Origin of the sequence: Amedibacillus dolichus DSM 3991, from assembly GCF_000154285.1 — a bacterium.
Taxonomy (GTDB): Bacteria; Bacillota_I; Bacilli_A; order Erysipelotrichales; family Erysipelotrichaceae; genus Amedibacillus; species Amedibacillus dolichus.
Window position 1 is genome coordinate 1 of record NZ_DS483477.1, and the last position, 17,707, is coordinate 17,707.

Annotated in this window: 22 protein-coding genes; 17 read left to right on the forward strand and 5 right to left on the reverse strand. The window is 42.3% G+C overall.

The window, feature by feature from the left end:
• Positions 1-139 precede the first annotated feature (139 nt).
• The 4 genes from EUBDOL_RS07345 (at position 140) to EUBDOL_RS07360 (ending at position 2,037) form a co-directional block, all read left to right on the forward strand.
• Complete coding sequence (locus EUBDOL_RS07345; protein ID WP_004800180.1) at positions 140-946, forward strand: DUF3849 domain-containing protein; 807 nt, start codon at positions 140-142, stop codon at positions 944-946.
• A 2-nt stretch (positions 947-948) separates the two neighbouring features.
• Positions 949-1,287: a plasmid mobilization protein gene (locus EUBDOL_RS07350; RefSeq protein WP_004800182.1), complete on the forward strand. Its 339-nt coding sequence runs from the start codon at positions 949-951 to the stop codon at positions 1,285-1,287.
• Positions 1,288-1,438: 151 nt separating this feature from the next.
• Entirely contained in the window at positions 1,439-1,741 is a 303-nt protein-coding gene (locus EUBDOL_RS07355; RefSeq protein WP_004800186.1) for a hypothetical protein, read from the forward strand.
• The gene (locus tag EUBDOL_RS07360; protein WP_004800188.1) at positions 1,738-2,037 is read left to right on the forward strand and encodes a CD1845 family protein; all 300 of its coding nucleotides are present in this window, start codon (positions 1,738-1,740) and stop codon (positions 2,035-2,037) included. The genes EUBDOL_RS07355 and EUBDOL_RS07360 overlap by 4 nt, the downstream gene beginning before the upstream one ends.
• Positions 2,038-2,111: 74 nt before the next feature.
• Here EUBDOL_RS07360 and EUBDOL_RS07365 read toward each other — a convergent pair whose 3' ends face one another.
• Complete coding sequence (locus EUBDOL_RS07365) at positions 2,112-3,524, reverse strand: ATP-binding protein (protein WP_004800190.1); 1,413 nt, start codon at positions 3,522-3,524, stop codon at positions 2,112-2,114.
• Positions 3,525-3,645: 121 nt separating this feature from the next.
• Here EUBDOL_RS07365 and EUBDOL_RS07370 point away from each other — a divergent pair, with 121 nt between their 5' ends.
• Both EUBDOL_RS07370 and EUBDOL_RS07375 read left to right on the forward strand, forming a co-directional pair.
• Positions 3,646-5,061, forward strand: coding sequence for a relaxase/mobilization nuclease domain-containing protein (locus tag EUBDOL_RS07370; protein ID WP_040463596.1), 1,416 nt, complete (start codon positions 3,646-3,648; stop codon positions 5,059-5,061).
• Between the two features lie 284 nt (positions 5,062-5,345).
• On the forward strand, positions 5,346-5,642 hold the full coding sequence (locus EUBDOL_RS07375) for a hypothetical protein (protein ID WP_002576327.1): 297 nt from the start codon (positions 5,346-5,348) through the stop codon (positions 5,640-5,642).
• 80 nt (positions 5,643-5,722) lie between these two features.
• On the opposite strand, the gene EUBDOL_RS07380 is transcribed toward EUBDOL_RS07375, so the two are convergent.
• Complete coding sequence (locus EUBDOL_RS07380) at positions 5,723-6,076, reverse strand: helix-turn-helix domain-containing protein (RefSeq protein ID WP_002576326.1); 354 nt, start codon at positions 6,074-6,076, stop codon at positions 5,723-5,725.
• A 165-nt stretch (positions 6,077-6,241) separates the two neighbouring features.
• Here EUBDOL_RS07380 and EUBDOL_RS11865 point away from each other — a divergent pair, with 165 nt between their 5' ends.
• The 9 genes from EUBDOL_RS11865 to EUBDOL_RS07425 all read left to right on the forward strand — a co-directional run bounded on the left by EUBDOL_RS11865 (position 6,242) and on the right by EUBDOL_RS07425 (position 13,708).
• The gene (locus tag EUBDOL_RS11865; RefSeq protein WP_009246557.1) at positions 6,242-6,439 is read left to right on the forward strand and encodes a helix-turn-helix domain-containing protein; all 198 of its coding nucleotides are present in this window, start codon (positions 6,242-6,244) and stop codon (positions 6,437-6,439) included.
• The gene (gene bcrR, locus EUBDOL_RS07390; protein ID WP_002576325.1) at positions 6,429-7,043 is read left to right on the forward strand and encodes a bacitracin resistance transcriptional activator BcrR; all 615 of its coding nucleotides are present in this window, start codon (positions 6,429-6,431) and stop codon (positions 7,041-7,043) included. The genes EUBDOL_RS11865 and bcrR overlap by 11 nt, the downstream gene beginning before the upstream one ends.
• Positions 7,044-7,223: 180 nt before the next feature.
• A complete protein-coding gene (gene bcrA, locus EUBDOL_RS07395) occupies positions 7,224-8,141 on the forward strand; it encodes a bacitracin ABC transporter ATP-binding protein BcrA (protein WP_002576324.1) in 918 nt (305 codons plus the stop codon).
• Positions 8,134-8,883, forward strand: a complete 750-nt coding sequence (locus EUBDOL_RS07400) for an ABC transporter permease (RefSeq protein ID WP_002576323.1) — start codon at positions 8,134-8,136, stop codon at positions 8,881-8,883. Before bcrA ends, EUBDOL_RS07400 begins: the two co-directional genes overlap by 8 nt.
• Positions 8,883-9,710, forward strand: coding sequence for a bacitracin resistance undecaprenyl-diphosphatase BcrD (bcrD, locus tag EUBDOL_RS07405; RefSeq protein WP_002576322.1), 828 nt, complete (start codon positions 8,883-8,885; stop codon positions 9,708-9,710). The genes EUBDOL_RS07400 and bcrD overlap by 1 nt, the downstream gene beginning before the upstream one ends.
• 167 nt (positions 9,711-9,877) lie before the next feature.
• Positions 9,878-10,348, forward strand: a complete 471-nt coding sequence (locus tag EUBDOL_RS07410) for an RNA polymerase subunit sigma-73 (RefSeq protein WP_004800212.1) — start codon at positions 9,878-9,880, stop codon at positions 10,346-10,348.
• A 476-nt stretch (positions 10,349-10,824) separates the two neighbouring features.
• Complete coding sequence (locus EUBDOL_RS07415) at positions 10,825-11,055, forward strand: hypothetical protein (RefSeq protein WP_002576320.1); 231 nt, start codon at positions 10,825-10,827, stop codon at positions 11,053-11,055.
• A gap of 84 nt (positions 11,056-11,139) precedes the next feature.
• Positions 11,140-12,351, forward strand: coding sequence for a tyrosine-type recombinase/integrase (locus tag EUBDOL_RS07420; protein ID WP_002576319.1), 1,212 nt, complete (start codon positions 11,140-11,142; stop codon positions 12,349-12,351).
• 145 nt (positions 12,352-12,496) lie between these two features.
• Positions 12,497-13,708, forward strand: a complete 1,212-nt coding sequence (locus EUBDOL_RS07425) for a tyrosine-type recombinase/integrase (protein ID WP_002576318.1) — start codon at positions 12,497-12,499, stop codon at positions 13,706-13,708.
• Between the two features lie 417 nt (positions 13,709-14,125).
• On the opposite strand, the gene EUBDOL_RS11950 is transcribed toward EUBDOL_RS07425, so the two are convergent.
• Positions 14,126-14,599 carry a site-specific integrase gene (locus EUBDOL_RS11950; protein WP_083781353.1) on the reverse strand — a complete coding sequence of 158 codons (474 nt, stop codon included), beginning with the start codon at positions 14,597-14,599 and terminating at the stop codon, positions 14,126-14,128.
• Positions 14,600-14,695: 96 nt separating this feature from the next.
• On the opposite strand from EUBDOL_RS11950, the gene EUBDOL_RS07430 reads away from it, so the two are divergent.
• On the forward strand, positions 14,696-14,986 hold the full coding sequence (locus EUBDOL_RS07430; RefSeq protein ID WP_004798671.1) for a transposase: 291 nt from the start codon (positions 14,696-14,698) through the stop codon (positions 14,984-14,986).
• Complete coding sequence (locus EUBDOL_RS07435) at positions 14,983-15,873, forward strand: IS3 family transposase (protein ID WP_328284343.1); 891 nt, start codon at positions 14,983-14,985, stop codon at positions 15,871-15,873. The genes EUBDOL_RS07430 and EUBDOL_RS07435 overlap by 4 nt, the downstream gene beginning before the upstream one ends.
• 13 nt (positions 15,874-15,886) lie before the next feature.
• On the opposite strand, the gene tnpA is transcribed toward EUBDOL_RS07435, so the two are convergent.
• The gene (gene tnpA / locus EUBDOL_RS07440; RefSeq protein ID WP_004800218.1) at positions 15,887-16,267 is read right to left on the reverse strand and encodes an IS66 family insertion sequence element accessory protein TnpA; all 381 of its coding nucleotides are present in this window, start codon (positions 16,265-16,267) and stop codon (positions 15,887-15,889) included.
• Between the two features lie 368 nt (positions 16,268-16,635).
• Positions 16,636-17,613 (reverse strand): nucleoid-associated protein, encoded by a 978-nt coding sequence (locus EUBDOL_RS07445; protein ID WP_040463600.1) that lies wholly within the window; start codon positions 17,611-17,613, stop codon positions 16,636-16,638.
• Positions 17,614-17,707 lie beyond the last annotated feature (94 nt).

A 17,707-nucleotide genomic window follows, 5' to 3' on the forward strand; every position in this document is an offset into this window, starting at 1 on the left:
ATCGACGGAAAGGGGCAGGCACACACTGAGTCTGTTGTTGCCAAAAGCACACGGCCTTCGGTGCTGGATAACCTAAAACGCCCGGTGCAACCCCGCAGTACAGACAAGAAACCAAAACAGCATGAGGAGGTGCGGTAACATGAATACTAACGATCTGAATACAGCTCTTTATGAAAAGATGGCTGCCGAACAGGACAAGTTCCGGGACTGGCTGAAAAGCCAGCCCCCGGAAGAAGTCTTAAACCATGCCTATGAGTACACCACCCGCGAGGACATCGTGATGGCAATGGAGGAATTGGAGTTGACCGATGCCCAGGCCCAGGCGCTTTTGGATTCCTCCTCGCCGCTGGCTGATGTGTACCGTTATTTTGAAAAGCTGGAGACTGGCTACATGGATGTGATCCGGGACAGCATTGAAAACCGTGCCGATGATGTGTGCAAGGCGCAGGAAGAATTACGAACTGCCCCGCTCTACCCCCATTCTGCCGCCTATGCGTCCGAGCATGGAGAGATGGCACAATATAACCGTTCGTATCAGGCGAACAGCGCCTGCAAAGAAGCCATTGAGCAGACCATCAGCGCCCACTATGCAGAGAACCGGCTGGATACGGAGGTGGCGGTCAAAGATGTGCTGGAAAAGTTCGGGGCGGAACGGGTACAATTCATTCTTGCAAACACCATCCAGCACAAGAACCATGACGGGCGTATCTCTCAGGACAATAAAGCCTGGGCAAAAACCATTCCCATGCCGGAGGACAGTGATGCTTCCCGCCACTGTGCCTATCTGGTTGTGGATGGGGTCAATCCCGGTTTGACCGACCTGTTCACCAGACAGTTCCGAAAAGTCGCTCAAGAACAGCAGAAAAGTTCTGTCCTGCAAAAGCTCAAGCAGGAACCGCCTGCCCGCAAGCCTGCAGCCCCGAAAAAACGGGAGCCGGAGCGATAACCATGGCAAAGCGCAAGCGGGATGTTCCGGTTTTGTTTTGGGTGTCCGCAGAAGAACTGGAACTGATCCATCAAAAGATGCAGCAATACGGAACAGAAAATCTGAGTGCCTATCTGCGGAAAATGGCACTGGATGGGTATGTGGTCAAACTGGATCTGCCGGAGCTGAAGGAGTTGGTTTCCCTGATGCGCCGAAGCAGCAACAACTTAAATCAGCTGACCCGCAAAGTGCATGAGACCGGGCGGGTTTACGATGCTGACTTGGAGGATATATCCCAGCGGCAGGAACAGCTATGGGAGGGTGTGAGTCAAATCCTTACTCAGCTTTCTAAACTTTCATAACAGGGATAGATACTCCATTTGCGGAGGGAGGAACGGCGTTTCTTCGCCGCACCTTCCTCCGCTTTTTCTTTTTGGCGGTATCCTTGTTTTTTGCCTGTCCGTACCGGATAATATGAGTAGAATAAAAAGTGAAGCAAAGGAGTGAAAATAGATGCTGACCTTTGAAAAGGTGCTGGAGATTTTTGCGGATTACCTGACCGCAGACGAGACCATAGAAGTTTATATCAGCCGCCACGGATGTGTAAGGGTTGAATTTGACCAGGATTTTCACTATTGCTCTGGCGAGGTGTGCCATACTCCCAAGGAACTGTTCAATCTCTTAGCTGATGATTACCGGACTTATGTGGAGATTGAACTGACCAAAGGCAGACGGGAGTTGACGGAAGATGATGAGAGAGAAGCGGATGCCCTGTGCAAACGGCATCTGGAGCGTTGGAGGGAGAAACTGGAATGAAGATTTTGAAATGCTTGCTGATGATTGTAACTGCACCGGTCGTTTTGGTGTTGACGCTTTTTGTCTGGCTCTGCATGGGGCTGATCTACATATCTGGTCTGGTGCTTGGTCTGCTCAGCACGGTAATTGCTCTGCTTGGCGTGGCTGTGTTTATTACCTATTCCCCGCAGAATGGTGCAATTTTGCTGATTATGGCATTTTTGATTAGCCCGATGGGACTGCCGCTGGCTGCGATCTGGCTGCTGGGAAAGGTGCAGAGTTTGAAATTTGCGATTCAGGATTGGGTGTATGGGTAAATGATGTGAATATAATTTGGAATGAAAAAGAAGCAGGACAATGGGAGATGAGACCCAATGCCCTGCTTCTCTGTTTATTCGGAACGAACTGTAATATATTTTTGATTGCGACTTTTAGGTTTATCGGGAATAGTCATTTCTAATTGCCCGGATTCTAAAAGCGGATTGATATGCTTCAAAGTGAAGTTTCTTAAATCTTTGAAGCCGCAAAATACTGCAAGCTCTTTCTTGGATTTTGGTGTTGTGCAAAAAGCCAAAATCTGTTTGGATACCGTTGATAGTTCAATAACTTGGTGGGTAACTTGGTGGATAACTTGGTGGGCGTCACCCTCTAAGTTGTAGTTTACATTTTTCAAGATGACTCTGAAATCTGTCGCTGTTGAGGAAAATTCGGGCTTATATGCCTCTGTGTATCCAGGCAGCTTTTCGGTTTCACTGACGATTTTGCGTAGGCCACTTCCACGGCGTTCCATGTACTTCATGCGATGGAACAGGTCAGCAATCACAGGGTTTCGCCGCATGGAACGGATACTGTAAATATCATATTCCTGAATTGATCCACCGCCAAACATACCGCCCGGAGATGTGATTTCCACCCGATCATCAAACATATCAATATGGATTTCGCTGCCAAGCACAATATAATCACGATGGATAAGCGCATTGACAAGAGCCTCTGTCACAGCTCGTTCAGCATAATCCGGTTTGTCTACACGATACTGTGCCTTTTTGACAAAACGGACTTTGGAATTATTGCGAATAAATTCACTGCCGCTGTTCAGTAAATAAATTAAATTTCCCTCGTATTCTTTATCGTCCAGCGCATCATCAAAGATAGAGCCTTTTTCCAAGCCATTCCACCGGGTACAGAACATACGGGAGTTATAAACCGTGTGCTGATCGGTCATGAGTTTTCCGGCATTGGTCAGGAGTCCATTTTTATCAGTCAAACCAAAGGAAACATAATCGGATGGCTCAAAGCGGAGACCGGTCCGTTCCAGATAGGTTGCTTCCAGAAGTGTAAAGCTGTAATCCTTTTTTACCGCGTCTGTTGTTAGGGTATCAAAGGACTGATTGGTTCCCTTTAAGATCAATTCATTCACAATGTAATCAGGGGCAATTACGCTTTCATTTCCAACACGGATATATGCCTCCATCACGCCGTCTGCCTTGTAATAATATGGGGTGCTACGGCCAGGAGAAACCTCCAGAGCTAATAGATTTTTACCATCTTCCTGTAATGGTTTTAAGATAAACTGAGGTAATGGTGTGATACGTTCTTTAATTAAGCGGCTGATCGCCTCAGCATCCTTTTGAACATCGGACAAGCCGATAGGCTCCCGGTCATCAGAGACTCCGAAAAACAGAGTGCCGCCGATCCCATTGGAAAAGGCACTGACACTTTTTAACCAGCTTTTTGGCTTTTTTGTTTCGAGAGCAACTTTGAAATCACATTCCGTTGCTTCGGCAATGAGCTGTTCTATCATAAAATCCCTCCCTTGAGGTTGTAGAATGTTCTTTTTTATTATACCCAGCGGAGAAAGTTATTGCAACGATAGAAGCAAAGAGTTCAGCGAAAAAATATTTATGAGAGGAGGGCCTTCTATTATGGCAACTACAAGAATCATGCCGCTTCATGTTGGCAAGGGTCGCACAGAAAGTCGGGCAATCAGTGACATCATCGACTATGTAGCAAATCCACAGAAAACAGATAACGGCAAGCTCATTACCGGCTATGCGTGTGACAGCCGGACTGCGGATGCGGAGTTCCTTCTGGCAAAGCGGCAGTACATTGCCGCTACTGGACGAGTGCGTGGCGCAGATGATGTGATTGCCTATCATGTGCGCCAGTCCTTCCGCCCTGGTGAGATTACCCCGGAAGAAGCAAACCGGCTGGGCGTAGAATTTGCAAAGCGTTTTACTAAAGGCAATCATGCCTTTGTGGTCTGCACTCATATAGACAAAGCCCACGTTCATAATCACATTATCTGGTCATCGGTCAGCTTAGAATATGACCGGAAGTTCCGCAATTTTTGGGGCAGCACCAAGGCGGTTCGTCGGCTAAGTGACACCATCTGTATTGAGAATGGACTGTCCATTGTAGAGAATACGAAACTTCACGGAAAGAGCTATAACAAATGGCTGGGCGATCAGGCAAAGCCCTCTCACCGAGAGCTGCTGCGAGTAATGATTGACTGTGCGCTGGAGCAGAATCCAGCGGACTTTGATGCGCTGCTGAAACTGCTTTCCGAAATGGGCTGCGAGGTATCCCGGCGCGGGAAAGCGATCCGGCTCAAAGCACCCGGCTGGAAGAATGTAGCCCGCATGGATGACAAGCTGGGGGCCGGGTACAGTGAAGCGGAAATTCGTGCGGTGCTGGCCGGAGAAAAACAGCATACGCCCCATAAAAAAAACGTCGTGCAGCCGGAGCCGCCGAAGGTCAATCTACTGGTGGACATTCAGGCAAAATTGCAGGCCGGAAAGGGTGCTGGCTATGCTCGATGGGCCAAAGTTTTCAATCTGAAGCAAATGGCGCAGACCATGAATTACCTGTCAGAGCATAACCTGCTGGAGTATGCGGTTTTGGAAGAAAAGGCTACGGCTGCCACGGCACATCACAATGAACTTTCGGCGCAGATCAAAGCGGCTGAAAAGCGCATGGCAGAGATCGCTGTTCTGCGTACTCACATCGTAAATTATGCCAAGACCCGTGAGGTCTATGTGGCATACCGCAAGGCGGGTTACTCTAAGAAATTCCGGGGGGAATATGAGGAAGAAATTCTGCTCCACCAGGCTGCTAAGAATGCCTTTGATGAGATGGGAGTCAAGAAGCTTCCCAAGGTCAAAGAGTTGCAGACGGAGTACGCGAAATTGCTGGAAGAAAAGAAAAAGACCTATGCCGAGTACCGGCGTTCCCGTGAGGAAATGCGGGAGCTTTTAACGGCAAAGGCAAATGTAGATCGAGTGCTGAAAATGGAGGTAGAACAGGATGTTGAAAAAGAAAAAGACCACGGCCAGCGGTAAGCTGGTTCTGGTCAAAAGCGTTCGCAGAACGCGCAGCCACAGAATGAAATTCTGTGTTCAAAGGGGCTTGGGGGCGCTGCCCTCAACAAGCAAGCAGAGAGGAAAATCACAAAGGGATTTTCTTCTCTGCGGGCCTGTGTGTATTAACACAGGCATTGCTTGCCACTTTTGTTCGCAAACAATATCCGTATCCTTTACACGATGATTTACTTTTATTATCATAGTCGTAATAAGTATATAAACTACTTACATATAAGCACCTAAAATATGAAAGGGCTGATAAAATGATGACCTTTGAAAAGGTTTTAGAAGTATTCAACGATTACCTAAATAAAGATAGTGTTTTGGAGGTGGTGAACACTAAGCGAGGATACACCGTTATGATTTGGGATGAAAAAGATGAGCAATGGTTTGGTGTGGAACATTGCAAAGCCCCCGAGCTTTTACGGGATGCCTTACTTGATGGCTATCGTGATTTTTTAGAGCAACAACTTACTCATAACCGCAGGAGTTTAACCGAAACAGAAATCTTAGATATTCAAAACCGATGTGAACAGCTTTATGATTTGTGTGGAGAATAAAAAAATAACCTAAAAAGTGCGATAGCCTGTGTAGGTGTCGCACTTTTTTCAGTTGGCTTGGCTTACGAAAACAGCGTTAATTATTCCGCAGTTTCTCTTGCCTTTTTCAAGCCTTGAGCCGTAGCTTCCATCACGATAAGCTCCTTTTCTTCCATATCATTCAACAGTACATCAACTTGTTTGCGGCGATTGTTGTCGCCATCTTCATTGCATGGAAAAAAGAACTGGTCTACAGAGATGTCAAGCAAGGTAGTAATGAGATAAAATTTGTTAAGCCTTGGGTGCTGCCCCCTGTTCTCTATATACATAATAGAGCGTGGCGTAAGGTCTACCAGTTGGGCAAGATATTCCTGTGTCCACCCTTTTGCTTCCCGAGCTTTTTTTATCGCTATACCTAACGGCTTAAAATCAAGTTTTCTTTCATCTTGGTACATTTTAATATCATCCTATATCATTGTACATTTCGGGTGATGATATTTGAACGAAGTATGATTTTATGTTTAGTAGTGTATAATTTCGTATTAGTGGAGAGAAACTTGCTATTATTCGTCATTCCGTATATAATAATTATATACTCTTTGCGAAAGGAAGTTGATATTATGAATTACATTTCTGTGAAAGCCGCTTCTGAAAAATGGGGCATATCGGAAAGACGGATACAAAAATTATGTGAGGAAAATCGCATTGACGGAACTGAAAAATTTGGTCGTGCATGGATGATACCAAAAGATGCAGAAAAACCCGTTGATGGACGTATGAAAACAAGGAACAAACAGGAGGAGAATCATGGAATTTAATGAAAAGCTACAACAGCTTAGGACTGGAAAGAACTTAACGCAGGAACAACTTGCGGAGCAATTATATGTATCAAGAACAGCCATTTCAAAATGGGAAAGCGGCAAGGGTTACCCTAACATTGAGTCGCTCAAGTGTATTTCTAAATTCTTTTCTGTGACCATAGATGAACTGCTATCGGGCGAAGAACTGATTACACTTGCCGAAACTGAAAATCGTTCCAACTTGAAAAAAATTTACAGTTTCATTTATGGAATATTAGATATGATGGCGGTTACTTTTATACTTTTGCCGTTGTATGGTAACCTTGTTGACGGATATATTTATTCTGTCAATCTACTTTCATTTACAGACACTACCCCAATATATCTTGCAATCTATTGGATTGTTTTTATTGTTTTGATTGCACTTGGGATAGCGAAACTGATGTGTGTTTGTTTTGAAAAGGAATCATGGAGCAACATAATCACAAAATGCTCTCTCGTGCTGAGTACGCTTTTTATCTGCTTCTTCGCTGCGGCAAGACAACCCTATGTAACCGCCCTTATGTTTCTGCTATTTGTTGCTAAAATATTTGTCTGGATAAAGCAAACCCAAACAAAGTAAAATGCCATAAACCCTTTAAAATAGGCTCTGACACGATAAGTGTCGGAGCTTTTTTCGTGCTGACATCTATTGTGTCGGCATTGTGACGGTAGATTTCTTGGCTTCTATGCAATACTCGTGGATAATAAGATTGTGGTCAGCGAAAACAAGAACAGCAACCCACGGAAAGGAGAATCAAATATGGATTATATCATTGAAACAGAAAATCTTACGAAGCGATACGGAACAGCCACCGTTGTCGATAAGGTAAATCTTCATGTGCCAAAGGGCAAAATTTATGGTTTGCTCGGCAGAAACGGAGCAGGCAAAACCACAGCAATGAAAATGATGTTGCAGCTTGCTTTCCCAACGGAGGGAACGGTACGCTTGTTTGGCACAAACTATAAGGAAAATATCCATACCCTTTATAGCAAAGTAGGCTCTATTATCGAAACACCGGGATTTTACAGTAATTTAACAGGGTATGAGAATTTGCAAATTCTCGCTAAACTGCGAGGGGGAGTATCTAAAAGTGGAGTAGAAAAAGCTCTTGAAGTTGTGGGGCTGCATAAGGAGAAAAGAAAAGTCTTTTCCGATTATTCCCTCGGAATGAAGCAACGGCTTGGTATTGCCGCCGCCATTATGCACGAGCCGGAGCTTTTAATACTTGACGAACCGATTAACGGACTTGACCCCATTGGAATAGTTGAAATACGCTCATTTTTATCTGAACTTAGTCACAATCATGGCATTACCATTTTTATCTCAAGCCATGTTTTAAGCGAGATTGAACAGATAGCAGATATTATCGGCGTTATGCACGAGGGGCATTTAGTAGAGGAAGTGAATATATCCGAGCTTCACAAAAGGAATCGAAAATACATTCAATTTGATTTATCTGACAGTGAGATAGCCGGAAAGATTTTAGAAAACCACTACCACATGACGGATTTTACAGTGCAGGACGGTACGGTGAGAATTTATGACTTTAGCCAAAGTGTTGGAGAAATCAATCGAGAATTTGCACGAAATGGACTGCTCGTGACAAGGATAAATGATAGTGAGGAAAACTTAGAGGACTACTTTTCTAAACTGATTGGAGGTGGCGGTATTGCTTAATCTTATTTCTTGTGAATTATTAAAACTAAAGCGTTCAAAAATGGTGCTAATTAGTGTGGCAGGGGTATTATCTACCCCACTTTTGATGTTAATAGAAGCCTTGCAAACACATTTTGATAAGCCGGAGATTATCTTTACCTTGTCTGACATATACAGCGACAGTGTACTGTATATCATGCTGCTGGTAAACATTATGATATATGTGGCAATTGCAGCTTACTTGTTTAGCAGAGAGTACACAGAAAGCACCCTCAAAACCATATTGCCCATACCCATTTCAAGGACAAAACTATTAATTGGAAAATTTTGCACCCTGCTTCTTTGGATTGTTATGCTAACCCTTGTAACATGGGCAGGTATATTTATCGTTTGTGGGCTATATGACGCTGTCTTTACATTGGAGGGATATAGCTTACTAGTGGCAATAGTATGGCTCCCCAAGTTTTTGTTTGGCAGTATCCTGATGTTTTTAACAGTTTCTCCTTTTGTGTTTGTTGCTATGAAAACAAAAGGATTTGTCGCCCCGATGATTGGCTCTGCCGTGATTGTCATGGGAAGTGCCGCACTTTCAAATCAAGAATGGGGAGCGTTGTATCCGTGGACAGCCACCTATTTCTTGGTGCAGGGTAAACTTCAGAGTACCGGCTATCCTACACTGCTGTCTGTATCTATTATTATTCTTGTATCAGCAGTTGGTTTTCTTATGACCTTTCATCATTTTAAAAAGGAGGATTTGAAATAATGGTACTTGATTTTATAGAAATTTTAAAAGTTATTTTTCTTGGAATTGTTGAGGGTATTACTGAGTGGCTACCTATCAGCAGCACAGGACATATGATTCTTGTGGACGAATTTATCACACTTAATATGAGCGAAGCATTTAAAGAAATGTTTTTTGTTGTTATTCAACTTGGAGCTATACTCGCAGTGGTTGTAATGTTTTGGAACAAGATGTTTCCCTTTCAATTTAAGAACAAAGCACAGTCAATTGTTAAAAAGGATACTTTCTCGTTGTGGTTCAAGGTTGCGGTAGCTTGTGTACCGTCAGCTATTATGGGGATTCTATTTGATGATTATTTGGATGCTTACCTCCAAACCCCCATTGTGATTTCAATCATGTTAATCTTTTATGGTTTGTTATTCATTCTCATAGAAAATTGGAATAAAAAGCGTACTCCTACTACTATGGCACTTTCTGACATCAGCTATAAAACAGCAATCTTGATAGGGGCATTTCAAGTGTTATCACTTATACCCGGCACATCACGGTCGGGAGCAACGATTATAGGTGCTTTACTCATAGGAGTTTCACGAGTGGCAGCAGCAGAGTTTACTTTTTTCCTCGCAGTACCTACTATGCTTGGAGCAAGTGCTTTTAAGCTGTTAAAATTCGGGTTTGAATTTACAAGTGCAGAACTGCTCGCTCTTGTTCTCGGTATGGCTGTGGCATTTGCGGTATCTGTCTTAGTAATTAAATTCCTAATGAACTTTATCAAAAAACATGATTTTAAGGTGTTTGGTTGGTATCGAATTGTGCTTGGTATACTTGTTGTACTTATAAAATCTTAATAATGCGTTTTCTTTGTGCGCGAATAAAAATGCCAGCTGGTCCTTAAGATCAGCTGGCATTTTTGTTTCTGGGGATGGAAAACAACCCAGAGATTCTCGTTGTCGATCTCCTCCTGATTTTAGTTTGCATGGTGAATTTTGCAAATTGAATCTACAGGAGGTTAATAATGGGATTTAATTATGGATATGAGAAAAAGAAGTTTGATAGTAGATGGAAGCGTTTAGAAGTTGAGTATTGTGATGCAGGGATGAGCGAAGAACAGATTGCTGCCATGAAAGAATATGACTGGGCATGGTTTTGCAGTCAAAGGGTTTTTCAAAACCATGCGCAACCAATACCTTGTGAACAATATGATGAAGTATGTGGTCAATCACAGCTGTTCCGAAAGTTTGCATCGTTATCTTATCAATGGGATGTTGATAAGATTGATCAAACGCGATATGGATGGTTGGCTTCGGTGGAAAACGAACAACTACTGTTGAGATTGAAGAAGCTGTCGAAGAAAGATTTGGAGCTATTGACATTACTTTTTGTGGATGGTTATCGTCAAATTGATGTAGCACGTCTTTGGCATTGTTCCAGAAGTGCTGTTGCACAAAGATTTAAAAAAATAAAAAAATTTTTGAATAACACTTAACAAATGAAGCGTATCAGTGCCTACCCATTGAGGGAAGAACATTCTCCCAATGTGGAGCTTGACAATTTCATAGACGGCATTTCCGGTACATAACCTATGTACGAGCGAATCAGGCACGCCGCGAAGATGGACAGCCCCAGGAGGTGATGAATAGGACTGTTCCGAGCGATCCACGTCAGCCTGATACCCGAAAGTGGCATTTCAGGGCGCGATGACTGCATAGGGGTTAAAGATACTTCCTCACGGCCTCCTAAAGACTTGGGGGGAACTCTGCGGCGCACGAGTAAAACGACGCTGTGGAGTTATGACAGCCGCGCCAGCGGAGACCGGAATGTCCCCATCGCCAGGGGTGCGTGGCAAATGTGGCGAGTAAATTTTTCAAAGTCAGATACCATGCGCTGGCAGCTTCGGTTGCCAGCGCATTCATGTGATTTTGAAAGCAACAACCACATCTTTGACAGAAAGGGGGACCACCTATGGAAAAATTGATTTCGCGGAAAGAGGCTGCCAAATTACTGGGGATTAGCATTGCCACTTTGGATGCAGCTCGAAACAGTGGGCTAATTTCCTATGTTCAGTATGTGCAAAATGGTTGCGTGTACTTTACAGATGCTGGCCTTCAGGAGTATATCGCAAAATGCACCCATCGTGCAAAGCCAGTGGAAAAAAGCGCTACATACCGCAAGCTGCGAAGTGTCCGAGCTTGAGCTGTTCCGTATCCTTGCTGGAACCTAATATGTCTGATAAAACAAAGGTACAGCGCTGGACATTATTCTTAGGAGGTGACGGAATTGGCAAAAAGAAAAAGGGCAATTCCTCAATATGGTACGGTCGTGCTTAACGGCATTGAATATTATAGAACCAGAGTCGAAGATTCGGATGGAAACAGAGTGGCGCTTTATGCAAAGACGCCCGAAAAGCTTTATGACAAGGAACTGGAGGCGTTAGAGCAGATTGACAGTACTACGTTTCGTCGAAGATCGCCTACGGTTGCTGAGTACTGTGAGAAGTGGCTGCTGATGCAGTCCGTCCATGTTCGGGCCACCACCTTGACAGATTATACCTCTAAGGTGCGGCGGCACATTATTGGAGGGCTGGGAGACAAGAGAATGGCTGATGTATCCCTGGATGACATCCAACTTGCCCTCGTACCTGTTTCCAAGAAGTCGGCTTCGGTTTATAAGTCTGTGGTGATTCTCTGCAAGTCCATTTTCCGGGCGGCCAAGGAGAGCCATGTGATTGACGAGGACCCGACCATATACCTGGATGCAAAGGGAGGAGTTCCCCAGGAAGAAAGACAGGCATTGACGGATGAACAGGTTGAGCGGCTTTTGGACACGATCCGGGATTTGCCGCCCTATGTATTTGTGATGATCGGTTTATATGCCGGTCTGCGCCGGGAAGAAATCCTGGCGCTGCAATGGGATTCTGTGTATCTGGATGCAGAGGCTCCGTACTTAACGGTACGGCGGGCATGGCACACAGAACATAACAGGCCGGTCATTCTTACCGAGCTAAAGACCAAAGCGGCACAAAGAAACATTCCTCTCCCGGTCTGTCTGGTTGAATGTCTGAAAGATGCAAAGAAAAAATCCACTTCGGATTATGTGATTGCCAATCGGGACGGTGATCCGCTATCCTATACACAGTTTAAGCGGCTGTGGCAGTATATTGTGACGCGGACTGCAAAGCCGAGAATGGCCAGAAAACTTGTGGACGGAAAGTATGTAAAATATATGCTTTACCCGAAACTTGGAGAAAAAGCCAGGAATAACGGCCATGTGGTATATAGCCTGGATTTTGAAGTGACACCGCATCAGCTGCGGCACACCTACATCACCAATCTGATTCATTCTTCGGTGGACCCCAAAACGGTACAATATTTGGCGGGCCATGAAAGCAGCAAAATCACGATGGACATTTACGCAAAGGTCAAATACAACAGGCCGGATGATCTTGTCAAAGCAATGGGCTGTGCCTTTGACTTATGGGACGCTGTGTAAGTTCCGAACAATTCAGAAAATGAAGTAAGAGCGAGACAAGGATGTCTCGCTCTTAGTTTTTCCTTGGCCGTATCTTTGATTCAATTTGAAATCTCTGATAAAAAGGAGGTGTAGATACATCACCACGCGAGAAAGGAAATTAATTATGGCAAAGAAGAAAAAAAACATACCTCAATATGGAACCGTCACACGAAAGGGTGTCCTGTATTACAGAACCCGGATTCTGGACGCAGACGGCAAGCAGGTGAGCTTGTATGGGACTACCTGCGAGGAACTGTACGATAAAGAGCAGGAGGCGAGACGCCAGGTAGCGGAGATCATCTTCCACCGGGAGCATCCTACTGTGGCCGAGTATTGTGAGAAGTGGCTGTTGATGCAATCCGCAAAAGTGTCGCCGGCTACACTGAAGGGCTACGCCTCCAATATGAAGAACTACATTATCAAGCCTTTGGGAGATATGTATATGGAGGAAGTAACAGCGGATGATATTCGTCTGGCGCTGATCCCATTGTCCAATAAGTCCGAGAGCCTGCACAATACGGTGAATATGCTCCTCAAGTGCATTTTTTACTCGGCAGAGCGGAGCCAGTTGCTGGAATACAATCCGTGTGAGGGGATTTCGGCAAAAGGAGGGAAACCGACCCAAAAGAAAGATTCGCTGACAGACCAGCAGGTGGAAGTGCTGCTGGAAACCGTCAAAGGACTTCCGCCGTATCTGTTTACCATGATCGGCTTATATGCCGGTCTGCGCCGAGAAGAAGCTCTCGCCTTGCAATGGGATTGTGTGTTCCTCGATGCACCCACTCCATATATCTCTGTGCGGCGCGCATGGCGATCAGAGCATAACAGACCGGTTATCTCTACAACGCTTAAGACGAAAGCAGCAAGAAGGGATATTCCCATTCCCAAATGCCTTGTGAATTGTCTGCGGGAAGCCAAGGCTGCCTCCAAATCGGAATATGTGATTGCCGATAGTGAGGGACAGCCCTTGTCATATTCGCAGTTCAAACGTGTCTGGCAGTACATCGTTGTTCGGTCTACCAAGGAGCGTACCTATTATAAGTATGTGAACGGACAGAGCATCAAGTACACTGTTCAGCCGAGTCTGGGAGGACATCAGAAAAACAATCCCAACATTGTGTATAGCCTGGACTTCGATGTGACACCGCACCTGCTGCGGCATACCTACATCACCAATCTTCTGTATGCAGGTGTTGACCCCAAGACGGTCCAGTACCTTGCCGGACATGAGAACAGCAAGACAACTATGGACATCTATGCAAGAGTAAAGTATAATAAACCAGAACAGCTATTCGATGTAGTAAATTCTGCATTTCATCAAGCTGTTCCCTCGTAAAAGTGGCCTGTTTTTTGGGTTAAGGAATAGGACAACCGAGGGGTCGAGGCTCAAAAAAGCCCGGAATATCAAGGAAAATCATCGCTCAGACGATTGAAATACGGTCTTAAGGCTGCACGTCGTGCACCACAGTTCTCTAAACGTTAGTAAATTGTTTGAGGAAAACATTCGAAAAGCCCCATTTTATGGGGTTTTTCTTTTTTTTATTTTGTCTAAAAAACCCTCATAAAGCTGCAATATGGTAACAAATAAAGCAACTTCGCCTCTCACCAAAAATGTGGTGCAAAACTGTGGTCTAAGCTGCTTTATTTAGAGAATTGTGGAGATAGACTGTGGTGTGAGACTGTGGTGCGAGAATGTGGAGAGAGAATGTGGTGCGAGAATGTGGAGAGAGATTTGCTGCTTTATTTTTTCCATCTAGCACTTAACCGATGCTGGAACATACATTTTGTTCACTGCTTCTATCAATGTATCGACATCTAAATGCGTATATACACGCTCTGTAAGTGACATAGCCCCTCTGTGTCCGACGATCAATTTAATTGATGTTTGGTCTACTTTTGCTTCAGCAAGAAGCGAAATGCAAGTGTGTCTCGTGCAATGTGGAGTGTAACGTTGCATTCCATATGGTTCCATTAATGGAAACCAATAAGCATCAATATAATTTCTATACTTGAATGGTTGCATGCTAGGCATACAAATTAAAGTTTCTGCTTGTGAATATTCGTACCAGTTTTTGAAAAATGGCAAGATACAATCAGCAATAGGAACTCTACGAACACCACTATCTGTTTTACTTTTGGTTATATCAAAGTATTGTTCCTCTAGATTGACATTCTTCTTTTCTAATTTTAATAGTTCTCCAATTCTTACTCCTGTATAAATTATGATGCTAGAATAAAAACCGTATCAGTTAAATGTGAGAGTTAAAGCATCTTATGGTATACTGTCATAAATTATTAACACAGAAAGAAGAGGAATTTAATTATGGCTAAACCTACATTTACAGATGAATTTAAACAAGGAGTTGTTCAGTATGTACTTGATCATCCTGATGAATCTAAACTTTCTATTGCTAAACGTTTTGACATTGCTGACAGTACTGTTCATAAATGGGTGAAAGATGCTGATAAAAATAATGGTACTATTGTTTCCAGAGGTTCTGGTAATTTCTCTAGTGATGAAGCTAAAGAAATTGCTCGTTTGCGTAAGGAGCTTAAAGATACACAGGATGCGCTTGATGTCTTAAAAAAGGCTATTGGCATACTGGGAAAATAACGAAACAGGAACTTTATTATCAAATCAAAATAAAAAAGCAGAATGATAATAATGCTTCGATTTCCGGTATGCTCGATAAACTTAATGTCAGTAAATCAGGATATTATGATTACGTTAACAGAAAACCTTCTAAACAAAAAGTTAGAAAACAGGAACTCAGTAAAAAAATAAAAGCAATTTATGAAGAATCACATGAAATTTATGGAGCACCGAAAATAACTGTAAAACTGAATCAGTCAGGAATAAAAGTCAGCGAAAAATATGTGGGCAATATTATGCGTGAGATGGGTATTAAAGCCCATTATATCAGACCATGCACAATAACCACTAAGGACAGTGATTTTTCATCAAAACTGAAGAATATTCTAAAACGTAATTTCAATCCTGAAAAGCCGAATTCAGCCTGGTGTACAGATATAACCTATATTTGGACACAGGAAGAAGGATTTGTGTATCTGACAAGTATAATGGATTTATACTCAAGAAAAATAATAGCCTGGAAACTAACAAAAACAATGGAAGTAGAGGAAGTATTAAAATGTCTGGAAGAAGCAAAAAGGAGGAGAAAAACAGATAATCCGGTAGTAATACACAGTGACAGAGGTGTTCAATTCACATCAAAAAAATACTATAATCTAACGGTAGGAATGATCGGCAGTTACTCTAAAAAAGGGAATCCATGGGATAATGCATGCATAGAATCATTTCATGCATTGATAAAAAGAGAATGGCTAAACAGAAAAAAGATAAATGACTATTCAGAAGCTTATCAGATGGTATTTGAATACATAGAAGGATTTTACAATACAGTAAGAATACATTCTCATTGTGATTACCAATCTCCAAACAAATATGAAAAAAACTACTACCAGAATAATTTAAACTAAAAATTGAAAATTTTTATATTTTAGTTGTCCGAAATCTTGACATAGTACCAAAGCTATCCAATATGGTTATGAGCATTTCTTTTGATATAGAGTTAGATAGTTCGATACGCACATCATTTTTCACTAAAACCGCAACAGTAGAGGTATCCTTTGCTTCTGTAGATGTAGACTCATTAGTTTCCACTATTAGAGGCATGAAAGAAACAGATTCGTTTTGAGTTATCGTATCACAAATTTCGTTCCTAATTCTTTTTAGCCAATAATAGTAAGTTGGAGTAGGAATAGCATTCCTTTCGCACCACTTTCTCACTGATAAGCCACTTGATCGACATTGTTGTATTCTTTCTATCCATTCTTGTTTTCTGGCATGCTTACTTACTTCATTCACATTCATTACCCACACCCCTTAAGTACTAATGTTATAGTATTTCGACCAGTCAATTTACTATAATAGAGCAATTTGACTATCAGTTTACTTTAACTTTATCTTAAGTATGTGCTTTTTTTACTTATCCTTCAATCCACTTTTTATTTGACGCTTACGTTTAAGAAAATCTGTTATATCTTTTGGATCTGTATAATTCATAGATGCAAATTTATTACTAGTTTTCGATTATTTGCTAAAACGATATCTTTTTAAAGCAATTCATGAATGTATCATTTTTTTGATTTTATATTTATATCAGTTTTCACCATTCGAATAGGGTATTGAGCTTTTCTCAAACCATTAACAATGAATCCAACATCATGGAAACAAGTGGTCTACTTCCGACGAATCGAATGGATATTTTTCAATCGAATCGACAGCTTTCCATCATCTTCCGTAATAAATTCAACATCATTTTTACTATTCAACAAATCAACAGGAATCGTTAATTCAATCCCGCTGTCTGTCCTTATTTTTTCTGTTTTCTCACTTTTTGCAGGACGTATATTTTCAACACTCATGGAATCAACGCCCTGAGATTTCATATCACGTACAAAATCCTGTTGAGCTAACGTATGACCACGAAAAACCTGCTGTGCAATTTCTTCAGCCTGCAAGGCATCTTCTTCTTTGATACATTCCACAACAGCACTCTTAAGTGCCGGCATAGTTTCAAGAGCATTAAGATTGTAGCGTTCACTAATCACTTCTGCACTCTCACTCATGATCTTTAATGTTTCTTTGTAGCTTTGTTTTGCTTTACACTGCAAGATCTCCTCGAATACATAGGTGTTGTGATAAGGTGTCTCAATAAGCTGTAAAGCCGATGTGGCATACTCTATAATAAAAATACGATCATCTTTTAACAGACTTTCGGAAAACAATGCTTTATGCAAAAGGAATTCATTTTCCACTTTCCCGCTGTTTGTATGAATAACATGCGTCAACTTTTGTGTGTTGGCATTATCAATACCAACAAGGTAGCGAATATCATCTACTTTCACTTCACAAAAAATAAAATCGCTGGAATGGAATACATTATACTTACGTTTTTCCTCAAAAATACGTTGTGCAATTCTTTTTGAGGTCTCTTCAAAAGTTGCTTCAGTCGTTTTATAATCAAAGATCCATTTTTCAATATCGCTGTTGTCAAAGGTTGCTTGGCGCTTATTTTGACTTTTAAAAATGCGCTTTAATTTCGACATAAGGATTGGTTCAATCTCCTCGTTTAGTTTTTCCATTGGTACCTCACTTGGTGCAAACAGGTTTTGTGCGGTATCCATAATATGTAAAATGCAGCGTATGAGTTCCATATACTATCCTCTCTCTTCTGTTTTATTATAGTACCATAAATCTTATGCAAAAAAAATAAATTGATCATTTTTTAAATCCTTACAGATACATGCG